Source organism: Arcobacter sp. CECT 8983, from assembly GCF_004118855.1.
In the GTDB taxonomy this organism is placed as follows: Bacteria; Campylobacterota; Campylobacteria; order Campylobacterales; family Arcobacteraceae; genus Halarcobacter.
Genome location: NZ_PDKF01000024.1, coordinates 66,162 through 83,230 on the forward strand (window position 1 = coordinate 66,162; position 17,069 = coordinate 83,230).

The 17,069-nt window shown below is 26.9% G+C and carries 22 protein-coding genes; 8 read left to right on the forward strand and 14 right to left on the reverse strand.

Annotated elements, in window-relative coordinates; all coding sequences use genetic code 11:
* Both CRV01_RS13295 and CRV01_RS13300 read right to left on the reverse strand, forming a co-directional pair.
* Positions 1 to 861 (reverse strand): HAMP domain-containing sensor histidine kinase, encoded by an 861-nt coding sequence (locus CRV01_RS13295; protein ID WP_129008875.1) that lies wholly within the window; start codon positions 859 to 861, stop codon positions 1 to 3.
* A complete protein-coding gene (locus CRV01_RS13300) occupies positions 851 to 1,510 on the reverse strand; it encodes a response regulator transcription factor (RefSeq protein ID WP_129008877.1) in 660 nt (219 codons plus the stop codon). Before CRV01_RS13300 ends, CRV01_RS13295 begins: the two co-directional genes overlap by 11 nt.
* 50 nt (positions 1,511 to 1,560) lie before the next feature.
* Here CRV01_RS13300 and CRV01_RS13305 point away from each other — a divergent pair, with 50 nt between their 5' ends.
* Both CRV01_RS13305 and CRV01_RS13310 read left to right on the forward strand, forming a co-directional pair.
* On the forward strand, positions 1,561 to 3,339 hold the full coding sequence (locus tag CRV01_RS13305) for a Na/Pi cotransporter family protein (protein WP_129008879.1): 1,779 nt from the start codon (positions 1,561 to 1,563) through the stop codon (positions 3,337 to 3,339).
* The gene (locus CRV01_RS13310) at positions 3,326 to 3,559 is read left to right on the forward strand and encodes a hypothetical protein (protein ID WP_129008882.1); all 234 of its coding nucleotides are present in this window, start codon (positions 3,326 to 3,328) and stop codon (positions 3,557 to 3,559) included. Before CRV01_RS13305 ends, CRV01_RS13310 begins: the two co-directional genes overlap by 14 nt.
* Here the strand turns inward: CRV01_RS13310 and CRV01_RS13315 are convergent.
* The 4 genes from CRV01_RS13315 to pgeF form a co-directional block, all read right to left on the reverse strand.
* On the reverse strand, positions 3,540 to 4,016 hold the full coding sequence (locus CRV01_RS13315) for a tRNA (cytidine(34)-2'-O)-methyltransferase (protein ID WP_129008884.1): 477 nt from the start codon (positions 4,014 to 4,016) through the stop codon (positions 3,540 to 3,542). The genes CRV01_RS13310 and CRV01_RS13315 overlap by 20 nt on opposite strands.
* Positions 4,016 to 4,849 (reverse strand): formyltetrahydrofolate deformylase, encoded by an 834-nt coding sequence (purU, locus tag CRV01_RS13320; protein WP_129008886.1) that lies wholly within the window; start codon positions 4,847 to 4,849, stop codon positions 4,016 to 4,018. The genes CRV01_RS13315 and purU overlap by 1 nt, the downstream gene beginning before the upstream one ends.
* Before the next feature lie 97 nt (positions 4,850 to 4,946).
* The gene (locus tag CRV01_RS13325) at positions 4,947 to 6,203 is read right to left on the reverse strand and encodes a malic enzyme-like NAD(P)-binding protein (protein ID WP_129008888.1); all 1,257 of its coding nucleotides are present in this window, start codon (positions 6,201 to 6,203) and stop codon (positions 4,947 to 4,949) included.
* A gap of 148 nt (positions 6,204 to 6,351) precedes the next feature.
* A complete protein-coding gene (pgeF, locus tag CRV01_RS13330) occupies positions 6,352 to 7,023 on the reverse strand; it encodes a peptidoglycan editing factor PgeF (protein WP_129008890.1) in 672 nt (223 codons plus the stop codon).
* A gap of 105 nt (positions 7,024 to 7,128) precedes the next feature.
* Here pgeF and CRV01_RS13335 point away from each other — a divergent pair, with 105 nt between their 5' ends.
* On the forward strand, positions 7,129 to 7,932 hold the full coding sequence (locus tag CRV01_RS13335; RefSeq protein WP_129008892.1) for a shikimate dehydrogenase: 804 nt from the start codon (positions 7,129 to 7,131) through the stop codon (positions 7,930 to 7,932).
* A complete protein-coding gene (locus CRV01_RS13340; RefSeq protein ID WP_129008894.1) occupies positions 7,932 to 8,720 on the forward strand; it encodes a PhzF family phenazine biosynthesis protein in 789 nt (262 codons plus the stop codon). Before CRV01_RS13335 ends, CRV01_RS13340 begins: the two co-directional genes overlap by 1 nt.
* 27 nt (positions 8,721 to 8,747) lie before the next feature.
* Here the strand turns inward: CRV01_RS13340 and CRV01_RS13345 are convergent, their stop codons facing one another.
* On the reverse strand, positions 8,748 to 9,605 hold the full coding sequence (locus CRV01_RS13345) for a universal stress protein (protein WP_129008896.1): 858 nt from the start codon (positions 9,603 to 9,605) through the stop codon (positions 8,748 to 8,750).
* Between the two features lie 349 nt (positions 9,606 to 9,954).
* Between CRV01_RS13345 and CRV01_RS13350 the strand changes: the two genes are divergently transcribed.
* From CRV01_RS13350 to CRV01_RS13365, 4 genes are all read left to right on the forward strand, one after another.
* Entirely contained in the window at positions 9,955 to 10,602 is a 648-nt protein-coding gene (locus CRV01_RS13350) for a UPF0323 family lipoprotein (protein ID WP_129008898.1), read from the forward strand.
* A 2-nt stretch (positions 10,603 to 10,604) separates the two neighbouring features.
* A complete protein-coding gene (locus CRV01_RS13355) occupies positions 10,605 to 11,783 on the forward strand; it encodes a glutathionylspermidine synthase family protein (RefSeq protein ID WP_129008900.1) in 1,179 nt (392 codons plus the stop codon).
* 97 nt (positions 11,784 to 11,880) lie between these two features.
* Positions 11,881 to 12,276 (forward strand): hypothetical protein, encoded by a 396-nt coding sequence (locus CRV01_RS13360; RefSeq protein ID WP_129008902.1) that lies wholly within the window; start codon positions 11,881 to 11,883, stop codon positions 12,274 to 12,276.
* 81 nt (positions 12,277 to 12,357) lie between these two features.
* Entirely contained in the window at positions 12,358 to 12,753 is a 396-nt protein-coding gene (locus CRV01_RS13365) for a hypothetical protein (RefSeq protein WP_164970067.1), read from the forward strand.
* Positions 12,754 to 12,756: 3 nt separating this feature from the next.
* Here the strand turns inward: CRV01_RS13365 and CRV01_RS13370 are convergent, their stop codons facing one another.
* Genes CRV01_RS13370 through CRV01_RS13400 form a run of 7 tightly spaced genes read right to left on the reverse strand, consistent with a single transcriptional unit; the run spans position 12,757 to position 17,064 of the window.
* Positions 12,757 to 13,704 (reverse strand): tetraacyldisaccharide 4'-kinase, encoded by a 948-nt coding sequence (locus CRV01_RS13370; RefSeq protein ID WP_129008906.1) that lies wholly within the window; start codon positions 13,702 to 13,704, stop codon positions 12,757 to 12,759.
* 3 nt (positions 13,705 to 13,707) lie between these two features.
* On the reverse strand, positions 13,708 to 14,844 hold the full coding sequence (locus CRV01_RS13375) for a DegT/DnrJ/EryC1/StrS aminotransferase family protein (RefSeq protein WP_129008908.1): 1,137 nt from the start codon (positions 14,842 to 14,844) through the stop codon (positions 13,708 to 13,710).
* Position 14,845: 1 nt separating this feature from the next.
* Positions 14,846 to 15,607, reverse strand: coding sequence for an NAD+ synthase (locus CRV01_RS13380; protein ID WP_129008910.1), 762 nt, complete (start codon positions 15,605 to 15,607; stop codon positions 14,846 to 14,848).
* Positions 15,608 to 15,630: 23 nt separating this feature from the next.
* The gene (locus CRV01_RS13385) at positions 15,631 to 15,858 is read right to left on the reverse strand and encodes a hypothetical protein (RefSeq protein ID WP_129008912.1); all 228 of its coding nucleotides are present in this window, start codon (positions 15,856 to 15,858) and stop codon (positions 15,631 to 15,633) included.
* Positions 15,858 to 16,085: a (2Fe-2S)-binding protein gene (locus CRV01_RS13390; RefSeq protein WP_129008914.1), complete on the reverse strand. Its 228-nt coding sequence runs from the start codon at positions 16,083 to 16,085 to the stop codon at positions 15,858 to 15,860. The genes CRV01_RS13385 and CRV01_RS13390 overlap by 1 nt, the downstream gene beginning before the upstream one ends.
* Complete coding sequence (locus CRV01_RS13395; protein WP_129008916.1) at positions 16,078 to 16,308, reverse strand: (2Fe-2S)-binding protein; 231 nt, start codon at positions 16,306 to 16,308, stop codon at positions 16,078 to 16,080. The genes CRV01_RS13390 and CRV01_RS13395 overlap by 8 nt, the downstream gene beginning before the upstream one ends.
* Positions 16,309 to 17,064 carry a TerB family tellurite resistance protein gene (locus CRV01_RS13400; RefSeq protein ID WP_129008918.1) on the reverse strand — a complete coding sequence of 252 codons (756 nt, stop codon included), beginning with the start codon at positions 17,062 to 17,064 and terminating at the stop codon, positions 16,309 to 16,311.
* Positions 17,065 to 17,069 lie beyond the last annotated feature (5 nt).

Below are 17,069 nucleotides of genomic sequence, written 5' to 3' on the forward strand. Positions count from 1 at the left end.
TTACTTTTTTGATATTATATTCTTTAAATCTAAAATAAATTTATTGCCATTTTCAATAGGTTCTATCTTAATAGTAATAAAATTTTTGTCACAAAACTCTTTTACTATAGAAAGCCCTAAACCAAAACCTTCTTTCTCACTATTTTCTTGAAAATATTTTTCAAAAATAATAAACAAATTTTTCGTATCAATCTCTTTTCCAGTATTAAAAACTATTAGCTTTGTATCTTCAAAAGAGATTTCAACAAGTCCATCTTTTTTAATATTATATTTTAAAGCATTTGATAAAAGATTATCTATAGTTTTTTTAAAACCATTTTTATCGCTTTTTAAGATAGCATCTTCTTTTAAATCAACTCTAATTTCAATATCTCTTTTTATATCAGTAAACTTTTCTAAACTACTACTAATAAGCTCTTTTAAACTAAACTCTGTAATATCAATCTTGTCAATCTCTTTTTTAATTTGATACTCCATATTTTCATATAACTTTAGCAGTTCATTTGAAGCTTTTTTTATTCTTTCCAATCTTTTTAAAGCTTTTTCATCTTCTATTTTTTTTTCTAACATTTGTGTATTTAAATTAATAGTTGAAATAGGAATGTTTAACTCATGTAAAGTCTCTTTTACTGTTTTTTGTAAATTTTCATCACTTTTAAAAAGTGGTTCAAAAATTGATTTACTAAGAAGCAGATATAAAATAAGTCCAAAGATTAAAACTGTAATTGTTATAAGTAAAAAAGTATTTTGATTAAACCCAAATATTGATGTTAGATAGTAGTTTAAAAATAAAGACAATAAAAGTACAAATACTATTACAATAGAGTTTGTTATAAAAAAATTTCTTTTTTTAAAGTTCAAATTTATATCCTATACCTTTTAGATTTGTAATTGAATCTTTTCCAAATATTTTCTTTAAGTTATTGATATAAACTCTAATAGAACCTTCACTATAATCTTCACTATAAGACCAAAGTCTATTTATGATCATATCTTTGGTAACTATTGCTTCTTTTTGTTCTAAAAATAGTTCTAGTAAGTCAATTACTTTACTTGTAAGGTTTAAATCTTTTTCATCTTTTATAAGTCTTCTATTTCTTACATCAAAAACCATATTATTAGGTAAATTTATTTGTTTTTTTAATTTACCACTTCTTTTTAATAAAGAGTTTATTCTAAGTAATAATTCATCTAAATCAACAGGCTTTTTTAAATAATCATCACAACCACTTAAAAAACCTTTTGTTAACATCTCTTTATCTTTATGAGAAGTTAAATAAATAGTAGGAGTTGTATCATTGGCTTCTCTAAGTCTTTTTAATAACTCAATTCCACTTATTTTTGGAACATTTATATCTAATAAATATAAATCATATTTTTCTTCAAAACAGTAGTCTAAAACCTCTTCTCCATCTTTTGCACATTTTACGGTAAAACCCTCATCACATAGAAAGTCTTCTAAGGTCTCTAAAAAAAGTTCATCATCTTCTAAAATTAAAATCTTTATCAAAAAATAATCCTAAATCTTTATTTTTATAAAAAAATATATTATAATAACTAATGGTTAAAAAAACGTTAATTATATTATTGCTTCTTATCACAGCATTTTATGTTATCTCTGAAGAGAACATAAAAATTATTCTTTCTGGTATTGCAATTTTCCTAATTGGTATGCACTTTATGGAAGATGGCTTTAAACTATTTTCAGGAGGAACTTTAGAAAAGATTCTTGAAAAATTCACTAGCACAAAAATAAGAGCTTTAACAACAGGATTTATTGTAACTTCTATAGTACAGAGTTCTTCATTAATTTCTGTAATCGTAATCTCTTTTTTATCAGTTGAACTTATCTCTTTAGCAAAAGGTATTGCAATTATCTTTGGTGCAAACCTTGGTAGTACAACAACAGCATGGATTGTTTCTTCTTTTGGATTAAAACTAAAAATATCTGTTTATGCTATGCCTATGATTATCTTTGGTGTGATTTTTAGATTTTCTAAAAACAACACTTATGTAGGCTTAGGTAATATTCTTTTAGGCTTAGGTTTTATCTTCTTAGGTATTTCATACATGAAAGAAGGTTTTGATACTTTAAAAGACTCAATTGACTTAGCTGCTTACTCTGTAGGTGGATATTTAGGTATTTTTATTTATATTTTAATTGGAGCAGTTTCAACTGTTGTAATTCAATCAAGTTCTGCTACTATGGCTATTATTATTACTGCCCTAGCAGGAGCAAATATTTTATATATAGATGCCCTAGCACTAGCAATTGGAGCAAATATTGGTACAACAGTAACTGCTGTTTTAGGTTCTTTGACTTCAAATGAAAATGGTAAAAGACTTGCTTTTGCTCACTTTATTTTTAATATTTCAACAGGATTAATTGCGGTAGTTCTTATATACATACTAAAAGATTTAGTTGATATAATCTCACCACTATTTGGAATAGAACACGACAACTATACAATGAAATTAGCACTATTTCATACTATATTTAATTTACTTGGAATTATTGCTCTATTTCCATTTATTAATTATATTGTTAAGCTTGCAGAGAGATTTATTTCAGACAAATACCAAAAAAGTTCTAAGCCATTATATCTTGCAGAAGCTAATATAAAAATTCCATATAATGCCATGGTTTCTATTCAAAAAGAAACAATAAGATTATATGATCTTGCACAAAGTGCTATTTTACATGCCCTTTCAGTTCATACAAGCCAATTAAATACTAAAGATGATATTCAAAAAGTTGTTAATCAATATACAAAAATAGATACAAACTTAGATAATATATATCAAAAAGAATTGAAATCTTTATATAGTGACATTATTGAGTATGCTTTAATCTCTCAACAAAATATGACTCCAGAACAAAGTAAATATGTAACAGATTTGAAACAAGTCTCAAGTATAATTATACAAACACTAAAAGATACAAGAGATATTCAAAAGAATATTAACTTTTATCTAAATAGTAAAAATGAGAATATAAAAGAAGAATATAAATTTATAAAAAAAGAGATAGTTACTTTTATATTTGAAGTAAACGAATTAAAAAAAGATTTTGAAAGTGATAGTGTAACTGATGAATTAGAGGTTTCTACACAAATTCAAGTAGATAAAGAGAGTTTACAAAATCTTGATGTTATTCATAATGGAAGAATTGATTCTTTAATAAAAGAAGAAAAAATTACTTCAAAAATGGCAACTTCAGTCATAAATGATACTTCAAATGCATATACAATCTGCTCAAATCTTTTAACAATTGCAAATACTCTTTTTATTAGAGATAATAAGTTAAGAAAACTAGGAGAAGAAGATGAAGTTAAGTAAAATAATAGATTCTTTTGAAACCATTTTTCAATGGGATAATAAAGAGATTAAAGAAAATAAAAAAGAGATAGAAGAGTTAAAAGAAAAACTCTTTACAAAAAGAAAAAATCTAAAGAAAAAAATCAAAAAATGTGATGATTGTGAAGAGAAAAAAGATTTAGATAAAAAATTAAAAGCAGTAAAAAAGCTTATAAAGAAGCTTAAGAAAAACTCTTTTTAAGCCCTTTAAAGTTTTGTCTTAATGCTTCATAAGCCACAATCGATACAGAGTTTGCTATATTCAAACTTCTTGCATTGTTTGTCATAGGAATAGTTATACATCCCTCTTTATTCTTCTTTAAAATATGTTCTGGAAGTCCTGCATCTTCTCTTCCAAAATAGAAAAAGTCATTTTCTTCAAAGTCTGCTTCAAAATATACCTTATCAGTTTTAGTTGTAGCAAAGAAGTGTCTGTCATCTAATGGATGTTTTGCCCAAAAAGCTTCTATATTTTCGTATTCATATACTTCTAAATCAAACCAATAATCAAGCCCTGCTCGTCTTACTTCTTTTTCAGTAATCTCTCCAAATCCATAAGGCTTTATAAGGTGAAGCTTACAATTTAAAGCAAAGGCAAGTCTTCCTATAGTTCCTACATTACCTGGAATTCTTGGTTCATGAAGTACTATATTAAACATTATAAAATTACCGTTTTGTTTTCATGTACAAATACTCTATCTTCTAAAAGATATTGTAAAGCATTTGATAATACAATTTTTTCAACATTTCGCCCTGCTCTTCTCATATCTTGCCAAGAATAAGTATGATCAACATTTACAACATCTTGGAAAATAATTGGACCTTCATCTAAATCATCAGTTACATAATGTGCAGTTGCACCAATGATTTTAACACCTCTATGATGGGCTTGTTTATATGGATTTGCTCCAATAAATGCAGGTAAGAAAGAGTGATGAATATTTAGTACTTGTTGAGGAAAAGTATTAACAAATTTTGGTGTTAATATTCTCATATATTTTGCAAGCACAATTAGTTCAGGTTCATACTCTTTAATTTGTTCAATTACTAAATCCTCATGGGCTTCTCTATCCATATCTTCAGCACTAATACAATGAAATGGAATATCGAATTTTTCTACTAAATCTTTTAAATATTCATGGTTAGCTATTACAGCTTTGATATTTACATCAAGTTCACCATCAATATATCTAATAAGTAAATCCCCTAAAACGTGAGACTCTTTAGTAGCTAGAATTACAATATCTTTTTTTGATTTTTTATTTAATCTAATTGTTGAATTTGCAGGTAAAGCCTCATTTAACTCTTTTAAAAGTAAATCTCTATTTACTTCTCCTGAAATAACGGTTCTCATAAAAAATTTGTTAGTATCTTTATCAACATATTCTGCATTTGTTTCTATGTTTAAGTTATTTGCAAAAAGGATTTTAGAGACATTGTAAACAAGTCCCTTAGAGTCATGAGTATTAATTAAAAGTATATAATCTTTCATTTTGTTCCTAGTATTAGGTTTCAATAGAAGTTTTAACTTCTAGAGAAACCATTAATTCCAATTTATTTTAAGAATGGAATAATACCAAAATAAAGTTTTAAATCATTTTAGATAAGTTAGCTTTATATGTTTCTAAATCAAATTCTTTAACTCTTGCAACACCAGTTTCTACAGCTGCATTTGCAACTGCACTTGAAACTTCTACAAAAAGTCTTTTGTCAAATGGTACAGGAATAATATACTCTCTACCATAAGTTAAGTCTCCGAAATCTTTTTTAAGTTCATCAGTCAATGGCTCTTTTGCTAAATCTGCAATAGCTTTTGCAGCAGCCATTTTCATAGTCATATTTATTTTTCTTGTTTGTACATCAAGTGCACCTCTAAAAATAAATGGGAAACCAAGTACATTATTTACTTGATTAGGGAAATCACTTCTACCAGTTCCAACTATTGCTTTTGGTTTAACTTCTTTAACTTCTTCAGGGAAAAGTTCAGGAGTAGGATTTGCTAATGTAAATACAATTGGTTCTTCACTCATTAAGGCAATATGCTCTTTTGTAAATGTTCCAGGTCTTGATAAACCTAAAACCATATCTGCATCAGTGAAAGCCTCTTCTACAGACATAGGCTCATCTTGCATGAAGGCTTTTTTGTATTTATTTAAATCTTTTCTTCCTTTATGTATAACACCTTTAGAGTCACACATAATTAAGTTTTTTACACCTAGTTCTTTATACATAGTAGAACAAGCAATTGCAGATGCACCAGCACCAACTACAACTACTTTCATATCTTCTACTTTTTTATTCATCATATCACTTGCATTCATCAATGCAGCACTTGTAATAATTGCCGTTCCATGCTGATCATCATGCATAACAGGAATATTTAATTCCTCAATTAATCTATCTTCAATTTCAAAACATTCTGGTGCTTTAATATCTTCTAAATTAATTCCACCAAATGTAGGAGAAATTGCTTTTACAGCTTCACAAAACTTATCGATGTCAGTTGCATCTAATTCAATATCAAAAGAATCAACTGCTGCAAACTTTTTAAATAATACAGCTTTACCTTCCATTACTGGTTTTGAAGCTAGTGCACCAATGTCACCTAGTCCTAGTACAGCTGTACCATTTGAAATCACTGCTACAAGATTTCTTTTTGCAGTATATTCATATGCTAATTCAGGGTCTTTTTTTATTTCTTCACAAGGATATGCTACACCTGGAGAATAAGCTAAAGATAAATCCCTTTGTGTTGATAGTTCTGTTGTTGTAGAGATTGCCACTTTTCCCGGGTTTGGCACTCTATGATAATCTAATGCTTCTGTCTTAGTTACTTTTACACTCATTTAATAACCTTTATATAATTTAAAGAGTGATTGTAACCAAACGAAACTTAATTTTTTTCAAATTATTATAATTTTTGCTTATTAACATTAATTTATTTTTAAGATACATGATTTTTACATGATATTTACATAATTCTTACATAATTACCTATTTTATGGTAACTATACCAGCAAAGCGACCACACTTTTTATACACTCTATATGAAAAATATGGTTTATTTGAACACTTAGTACATATATTAGAGGAACTTATATTTACAATTCCTATATCATTTAGTAACATAGTATTTATACCTTGTAAGTCAATATTGTTACCTTTTATAAACTCTTCACCAAAAGTAGTTTTAACTATCTTCTTTAACTCTTCATTTACTTCATAACAACATTTTCCAATTGATGGTCCCATAACAACTTCTATATCAGAAGGCTTACATGAAAATATATTTATCATCTTATTTGCAGTTATTGAAACAATTTTTTGAAAAGTAGAATTTCTTCCTGCATGAACTGCTGCAATTACACCTTTGTTTTTATCCATAAAAATAATTGGAATACAATCTGCAACCATAACCATTAAAGTTAAGTTTTTATTATTTGTAATTATTCCATCACAATCATCTTTTAATCTAGGAGAATTTTCATCTACTATTTGAACACTGTTTCCATGAACTTGATTCATATAGAAAAGGTTTTTTAAAACAAAATTATATTTCTTTGCTAGCTTTTCTCTATTTTTATCTACATTTTCTTTTTTATCTTCAACATGATATGCAACATTTCCATCACTTTTATCTGTAAAGAAATAATCAATTTTTTTCATAGTTTTTCCTACTATTTATTCTTAAACTTATTTTACTATTTGAAGATTAAATTTTAATCTATTCTAATAAGGTTTTAGCTAAAATCCCCATAACAAAGGATATTTATGAGTGATAACAAAAAAACATTTGCAATATTTGGAAATCCTGTTGAACATTCAAAATCACCACAAATGCAAAATGCAGGATTAAAAAAATTAAATTATAATGGTATTTATAAAAAACATCATCTTGAAGATGGAAATAATATAAAACAAGTATTTTTAGATGAAAATTATCAAGGAGCTAATATAACTGTTCCCCACAAAGAGTTTGCTTTTAAAAATGCTGATGAAGTTAGAGGAATCGCAAAAAAAATTCATGCAGTAAATACATATATAAATGAAAATGGAAAAGTTATAGCATACAACACAGATGCACCAGGTTTTTTAAAAGCAATTGAGTCTTTTGGGGAAGTTAAAAATGTACTACTTTTAGGAGCTGGTGGAACTGCAAAGGCTATTGCTCTAGCCTTACAAGAAAAAGATATTGAGGTAACAGTTTTAAATAGAAGTGAAGAAAAACTAAAGTTTTTTAAAAATGAAAATATCACTTCATACTCTTGGAAAAACTTTAAACCTAAAAAATACGACCTTGTAGTTAACTCTACAAGTGCAGGATTGAAAGATGAATATCTTCCTTGTGATAAAGAGATTTTAGAACCAATTTTAAAAGAAGCTTTATACGCTTTTGATTGTGTATATGGAAAGATAACACCATTTTTAGCCTTGGCACGTGAAAATAATTGTGAAATAAAAGATGGGGAAGATATGCTACTTTATCAAGGTGTTTTAGCCTTTGAATATTTTACAAATACAAAAGCTGATGAAAAAATTATAGAAACTATGAGAAAAGGTTTAAAAGGACAATAATGAATCTAAAAATATATCAAGTAGATGCTTTTACTAATAAAACATTTAAAGGAAATTCTGCTGCTGTAATTATTCTTGAAGAGTGGTTAGAAGAAGAACTTATGCAAGAAATTGCAATTGAAAACAACTTATCAGAAACTGCTTTTGCTAAAAGATGTGAAGACTCAAGCTATGAAATAAGATGGTTTTCTCCTATAACAGAAATTGACTTTTGTGGACATGCAACTTTAGCAACTGCATTTATTTTATTTAATAAGTATGATTTTAAAAAAGTTACTTTTAAAGCTGCTGCAGTAGGAAATATGGATGTAACACAATTAGATGATGGTTATATAAAAATGGTATTTCCAAATAGAAAACCTATTCTTGTTTCAGATATTCCTAATGAATTAATAAATGGTTTATCAATTAAACCAAAAGAGGTTTTTGTTAACCAACAAGCTTATTTTGCTGTTTATGAAAAAGAAGATGACATTTACAATATAGAAGTTAATTTAGAAGAAATAAAAAAACTAGCACCACTAGACGTAACAATAACTGCAAAAGCAGAAAAATATGATTTTATTACAAGATATTTTTGGCCAGCTAATGGTGGGATTGAAGATCCAGTAACAGGTTCTATGCATACAGGAGCTGCGCCTTTATGGGCTGAAAAACTAAATAAAAATGAATTAATTGCTTATCAAGCTTCAAAAAGAGGTGGTGACTTAAAGTGTATAGTTGATGATAAAAATGTAACTATCTTAGGTGAAGCAGTTTTATATCTTGAGGGAAATATAACTATTTAAAGATAGAGTTAAACTCTATCTTTACTATTAAGGTACATAAATTAATAAATCACTTTTTAGGTTTTCCATCAAAAATGAAGTTGTAGAACCAAATATAAATGAGTTTGAGTTATTAACTCCCCTTGAACCTAAAATTACTAAATCGTTTTTATTTTTTTCAACGTAGTTCATTAAACCACTATTTACGCCAATATTACTTTCAACTAATTCAGTATCTTTCAAATCATATTTATCAATAAAATCACCAAACCTAGCATTTTCTTTCTCTTTTATACCTTGTTGAATTTTTTGCTTGTTTTTATCTTCATTGTAATATTTAATTGCTATTTCACTTATCTGTGTATACATATATGTAGTTTTAATACGTTCTTGATTTAGTAACTTTTTTGCAAAAGTTAAACTCTTATAAGATGTTTCTGATAAATCTGTAAATGCAACCATATTTTTATAGTCACCTTCACAAGGATTTTTTACAATAATCATTGGGATTCTACCATTTTGAGCTATTTTATGAGCCGTTGAACCTAAAATAGCAATTTCATCTTGATCTTTTTCATTTGCACCAATAATGATCAAATATGCATCTAAATCTTTTGCAGCTTTAACAACAAGTTCTGAAGCACTACCTTTATCCACTAAAATCTCATATTCTACTTCTTTTGTATCTACATGACTTAGTTGAGTATCAATAGTTGTCATAGCATGACTTTTAAGTTCATCAAAATTTGATGTAGAGAATAATTCACTAAACCAATTATTATCAATAGCATGCACTATAGTAACCTTAGAATTATTTTTCTTTGCTAAGGTAAAAGCTTTTTGAAGTACATAGGTACTATGCTTAGAAATATCTAAGCCAACAACAATATTTTTAAAACCTTTCATAATAAACTCCTTTAATAAAATTAATGAATACTACATTTTTAAAAATTATTGATGTAATATTTACAAATCTTAAATAAGCATATTTCATATCTATTCTTTAAATTTTTTAAATAAAAATATTATTTATTTAACAATAACATAAAGACTTAAATAAAAGCTAAATTGATATTAATTAGATTTATACTTTTATTCTTTGCTAACAAAAGTTACAATTTATTTTCTAATTATATTTTTATATATTTCTAGTAGTTTTTTATAAGTAAAAGTTTAACTCATAAAATATATAGCATAATTTTAGTAACATAATCAAATTTTATTATTATAAACATATATACAAAAGGACTTAAACTTGGAAAAAAGAAAAAATCATATTAAAAAATTATCTAACTATGCACTTGTTGGTGGACTTGGAGCTTTTTTAGTTACAGGTCTTACTGGTTGCTTTGATTCAGGTTCTAATAATAACCAACAACAAGGTCAAAATGGTGCTTTTACAAATGCTTCTCAAAAGCAAGGTGCTTTTGTAATTATTGAAGAATCAAAAGATGGAAGATATGCTATTGCCGATGAGTTTCCAGCTTCTAAAACAACTATAGTTTTAAGAAAACCAGATGGAACGGAAAGAATTCTTTCTCAAGAAGAAATTAATGCCTTAGTAAAACAAGAAGAAGCTAAAATTGATGCAGGAACATCAGCACTTACAAATCCAGAAATATCAAATGGTGGCATGGGATTAGGAGGTGTACTTCTTTCTTCTATTGCAGGTGCTATGATTGGTTCTTGGTTAGGAAATAAACTATTTAATAATCAAAACTATCAAAATCAAAGAAAAGCACAATACAAATCGCCACAAACATATAGTAGATCACAAAGTTCATTTAAAAATGCTACAAAATCTACATCAAGCTCTTCTAAAAAAAGTGGTTTTTTTGGAAGTAAATCTTCATCAAGTAGTTCAAAAAGTTTATTTGGTTCTACTAGATCATTTGGTGGATGATAATGAAACTACAAAAATTACAACCTTTAACTAATGAGTACTTAGAATCAATTGGTTTTGTTTGGCATACAGATGAAGATAACACTTCATATATTGCAAATGAAGTAGTACAAATTACAGAAGATGAGGCAAATGCTTATTATGAAGCTACAAATGAACTTTATGATATGTTTTGCGAAGCTGGTGAATACGTAATTGAAAATGAACTATTTCATGAACTTAATATTCCTTTTAATCTTGTTGAAATGATTAAAGAGTCTTGGGAAAATGATGTGCACTGGTATTTATATTCAAGATTTGATTTAGCAGGTGGAATTGATGGAAAACCAATTAAACTTATTGAGTTTAATGCGGATACTCCAACTTCTCTTTTTGAAACTGCTATTATTCAATGGGCACAACTTAAAGCAAATAATCTTGATGAAGCTAGCCAATTTAATAATTTGTATGATGCATTAAAAGATAACTTCAAAAGAATAATTACTCTAGATAGTGATATTGAAAAGTTTGATGAATATTACTCTAAACTTGGATGGAAAATTTTATTCTCATCAATCTCTGGACTTCCAGAAGATGAACATACTACAAAACTATTACAACATTTAGCAAAGGAAGCTGGATTTAATACTGACTTTGAATTTATAGATAAAGTTAACTTTAGTGATGATGGTATTTTTAAAGAAGATGTAAATTTTGAGTTTTGGTTTAAACTTATTCCTTGGGAAGATATAGCAATAGATGAAAGTGAGTTAGCTCTTCTTTTAACTGAAATAATTAAAGAGAAAAAAGCAATCATTTTTAATCCAGCATATACTTTAATGTTCCAATCAAAAGGTTTTATGAAAATACTATGGGATTTATATCCAGAACACCCACTACTTCTTGAAACATCTTTTGAGCCTTTAGAAAATAAAAAACAAGTTGAAAAAAGATGTTTTGGAAGAGAAGGAGCAAATACAAAAATCATAAATGAAGATGGTTCTATTGATGTTGAAACAACAGGAGATTATGAAGGGCATAAAGCTATCTATCAAGAGTTTGTAGAGCTTCCAAGAGATGAAGAAGGCAACTACTATCAAGCAGGAGTTTTTTATGCATACGAAGCTTCTGGTCTTGGATTTAGAAGAGGTGAAAAAATCTTAAATAATATGTCTAAATTTGTAGGTCATATTATAAAATAACTAAGGATTCCCCCTTAGTTATGTAAATGTTACACTTCAATCTTTTTTAATCATTTTAAGACTAATATATATTTATACATTATTTTAAAGGTTTAATATGATAATTTCAAATACTACTCAAAATAACTATTTAGATGAAATAAAAAAAAAGAATAGAGAAAAAAGAATAGAAGTTAGAAAAGAACTTTTTGAAAAAACAATATCTAAAAATAAAGAAGAAAGAAAAAGTAATATAACAGATTCAAGTGTCTTTCTAGATATATCCCCTGATGCAAGACAAAAGGCTACTAAAACAGTAAATAGCCCTGCAAGTGAACTTCAAAAACTATATAAGAAGTTAGATGAGTATGAAAGTAAAGTAGATACATTTACTAAAGAGTTAAAGTTCACTGATAATAAGCATGAATCTAATAATTTAAATAAAACTATTGTAGAGTTTAATCAAAAAATATCTGAGATAAAAGAGAAAATTCAAAACCTTTCAAAGTCATAATATTTTTGATTACTAATATATTTAAATAAGAATAAAGTAATTAATCAATAAAATAATTTTAAATAGTATATGAGCATGAAAATGAACAAAAAAGAAAAGATTTTAGAAAAGATTATTCACTTAAAAAAAGAGCTTAAAGAAGACCCAAATAATAGTAAACTCTATGTTAAACTTGCAAAAACATATCTAAAATCAGAAGATTTTGAACTGCGTGAAGAAGCCTACAAATCATATAAAAAAGCCTTTAAACTTAGCAAAAGATCAGATATTGCTTTAAAGATTGCAAACTTATACTTAAGTGATGAAAATCGTGCTTATGCATACAAGTACTTCTTAAAAGCTATTAAACTATCCCCAGAAGATCATGAGATTATTTTAAAAGCTAAAGAGTGTGCATTTGAATATTATCTTGAAGATTACGTAGAAGATAAAGAAGAGAAAGAGTTAAGAAAAAAACTTATTAAATATACTACGTAACTATTATTTATAGTTATTTATATAATTCTCAATAATTTCTAATTTATTTTCATCTTTTAGACGAAGTTCTAGATTCATTAAATATACATCTTCTAAATCAAACTTTTGTAATTTTACAAAATCTTTTTCTGTAGTAATTATTGAATAATCTTTATACTTAACTTTTATTTTTTCAATATCATCTTTAGTAAAAGAGTGATGATCTTCAAATGCTTCCATTATTGTATTTTCTGGTAAAAAATCTAAAAGTCTTTTTGGCTTAGAAATAGCAGTTAATAAAAGTAATTTCATAGGTAAAACATCAACATACTTATCATCTTTTGAGAAAGAAACAACTCTTCTAAAATCTCTTCCTTCTTGTAGTTCTAAATCAGCATAAGAATAAGCCATTTTAGGTTCTCTATATCCACCACTTGGAAGACAAAATATATTTGTAGGTTCTTCTTTAGGTCTTATTAAAATATCAAACTTTTTAATATCATATTTTGAAAATCCATCATCTAAAAAAACTATTTTACAACCTAACTCTTTAGCCTTTAAAATAGCTTCTTTTCTGTTCTCACTTACAATTACTGTTGCATTTTTTAGTCTATTTGCTAAAAGCATTGCTTCATCACCACTTGTTTTTACATCTTCTAAAATCTCTCCTTTATTTGATATTATATAAAGACCTTTTGATTCTCTACCAAATCCTCTTAATACAACACAAACATCGGTATATTTTTTAGCTAAATGAATAGTAAAAGGAGTTTTACCACTTCCACCTACAATTATATTTCCAATAGAAATAACAGGAATACCAAACTCTATAGTTCTTGAACTTGCTCTTTTTAAAGCAATAATTAACATATAAAGAAAAGTAATTGGTAATAAAAGAAAAGATATTATTTGTTGAAAAGTATTTGGGAAGAAGAGATAATCTTCAACCCATAGGAATATTTTTTGTCTCAAAAATTAAATCCACTCAGCTGCAATCTCAATAATTTGATCACAAATATAATTAACTTCATCATCAGTTAAACCTGGATACATAGGAATAGATAAAATTTGTTGATAAGAAGTTAATGCAGAACTATATGCAGTAATCTTAATAGAGTATTTATTTTTATAGTAAGATAAAAGATGTAAAGGAATATAGTTTAATCCAGTTGCAACTCCTCTTTCTTTTAATGCTCTTGCAAAAGCATCTCTATTTCTTGAAATTTTGATAATAAATTGAGTAAAAATATGCTCATCTTTATGTTGAGGAATAGTTACATGTTTAATATCAGATAATCTATCTTTATAGATTTTTGCAATTTCTTTTCTTCTTTTTATAAATTTATTAGTCTTTTTTAATTGAGCTAAAGAAAAAGCTGCATCTAATTCAGAGATATCATATTTATGTCCAATATCAACTACATCATAAATATAGTCTAAGTTTCCAAAATCATCATATGTAGTAGTAATAGCATGAGTTCGTAGAAGTCTTGCTCTTTCTGCTATCTCTTCATTATTTGTAACAATCATACCTGATCTACTTTCAGAATATTTACCATTTGATGGGTTTGTAGAAAAAATCGTCATATCAGCTCTTAAGCTTCCTACAGTTTCATCATTGTATGTTACACCTAATGCACAAGTAGCATCTTCAATAAGAATAATTCCATACTCTTGAGCAATATCATAAATTCTGTCTAAGTCTGGAGTTTGACCTGCAACAAAAGTTATAATAGCACCTCTTAATTTTTTTGTTTTATTTTCAGCAAGTGCTTTTTCAAACTTATTAACATCGATATTCATATCTTCTGTATTGATATCAATAAAAATTGGCTCAGCATCAAAGTGTCTTACTACTTCTGGTACATTAACAAAAGAGTTAACAGACATTAAAATCTTATCACCTCTTTTAAGTTTTATTGCACTAAGAGCTAAGTGAATAGCTGCTGTAGCATTACAAGTAGCAACAGCATATTTAGCACCAACAAAATTTGAAATATTATCTTCTAATTCAAGTACTTTGTTAGTATCTTTATCTTGTGCTAATACTGCCTTAATTTGATCTAATTCTTCTTCTGCAATTGATGTTTGGTAAAAAGGTATATCTCTCATTTTAACTCCATTTTATTTTTGCTATTACAGGTAATTTACCCTTAAATGCATTTGCTTTCATTCTATAATTTAATAAATCAATTAGTTTTTCATCATAACCTAAAGAAATTAATTCCTCTTTTGTTTTATTTTCATCAACTAAAAACTTTAATACTTCATCCATTTGTGAATAAGAGTACCCTAGTTCCTCTTCATCACTTTGACCTTCCCAAAGATCTGCGCTTGGCTTTTTATTTATAATTGAATCTGTTACACCAAGGAATTTTGCAAACTCAAATTCATCACTTTTATACATTTCTCCAATTGGATTTATTGCACATGCAATATCACCAAAAATAGTTCCATATCCAAGTAAAAGTTCACTTTTATTTGATGTACCTACTACTATTGAGTTATCTCTTGATGAAGTATCATATAAAACAGACATTCTCATTCTAGCACTAAAATTACCTATTCTAAGCTTATCTTCATCCATATTTTGGATATAAGCTTCTACCATAGGAGCTATAGATTTTATTTCATATTTTATATTAAATTTCTCACAAAGTTCTACTGCGTCTTCAATACTCTCTTTAGATGAAAATTGAGAAGGCATTAACACACAACTCATATTGTCACCAAAAGTTTCTTTACAAAGTATTGCAACAACTGCAGAGTCTAAACCACCTGATAGCCCTACTGTAACTTTAGTTAATCCAGTTTTACTAAGTTCTTCTTTCAAAAACTCTTGTAATTGTTCTTTTATATTTTTCCAATTAATCAACTTTAATCCTTTGATAATAATTATTATATAGAATCTTCCTTTGTTTTTTCATAAATTTCATCTAAATAATCAAAAGTATCTTCTCTAATATTATTTTTTCTTTTTATTAATTGTTCTTTCATTGAAACTAACTCTTCTATTTGAAAATACTCAAGAAAGTTAGGGTTAATATCAACATTGTCATCATCATCTGTAGATATTAATAATTTAATATCTTTTATTAGTTCTTCTTTTGTTTCTTGTTCTACCATTATTTTATAAACTTATTTGCTATTTCTTCTAAATATAATTCCATTTTTTCTGTTCCAAAGTCTTTTTTACTACTTTGACAACATTTACAACATGTACCTGCATCTGTTAGTTTACCTATTTCCTCTATACTTTTTGCATCTCTTTCTTTAATTGAATGTATTACTTCTCCTAAAGTAACATGTTTACATTTACATACTTCAAAAGAGTGTGGAAAGCTTTTAGCCATTTAATACCTCATTTAATATAGTTTTACAATAAATTTTCTTTTTAATTTTTCCAAAGTCACCTTCTGAGAAGATACAATGCCTACATTCAGTTCCAGCTTTTGTAACTTCTTGTAAATCTCTCAAAGATTTTACATTTTTATTTTCAATTGAGTCTATAATATCACTTATAGAAACTTTCAAACAGTTACAAACCTCATAATCCAAAGAAAACTCTTTTAACACTTATATTCCCCTATGTTTTTTTATTATTTCATAGGCTTCATTTATTTCTTGAAGTTTTCTTGTTGCTTCATCAATAATATCTTGGCTTTCCCCTCGTCCAGCTACGATATCTGGATGATGTTGTTTAACAAGTTTTCTATATTTTTTCTTTAAAATATTATTATCATCACTTTCACTTGCTTCTAAAACTTCATATGCCTTTTCTAAAGATAAAGTTTCATTTGCTTTTTGTTCTCGATAGAAACTCTCAAATTTATTAACAAGATTTTCAAAATCTGCTTTTTTTACTTGTAAAGCATTTGAAATATCTTCTGTAATCATAAATTCAGTCTGTGAAAACTCTTTATCTATAAATGCCAAGTTTAAAAGGTATTCTACTATTTTAACACGCTTTTGGTAGTCATGTTTTGTTATTTTGTATAATTTTTCACATATATTAATAGTATTATCAAAACTCTCTTTCTCTTTTTGGTATATCTCTTTTAGCTTTTCTCTAATATCTTCACTATTTTCAAAATGTCTTGAAATATCATTGAAAGTATGTTTTAACATTTCTGCTTCAAGTTCACTTACTTGTCCATCTGCTTTTGCAACTTTTGCCATAAGAGCTATTAAAAGACCCGCTTCATGATTCATTAAATCACCAGTAAATTTCTCTTTTACATTTAACTTAATATTTTCAAACTTTTCTGTTTTGTAGTTTTTTGCAATAAAGTATAATACTATTCCTACAAATAGTAAAAAAATTAATTTCATATATT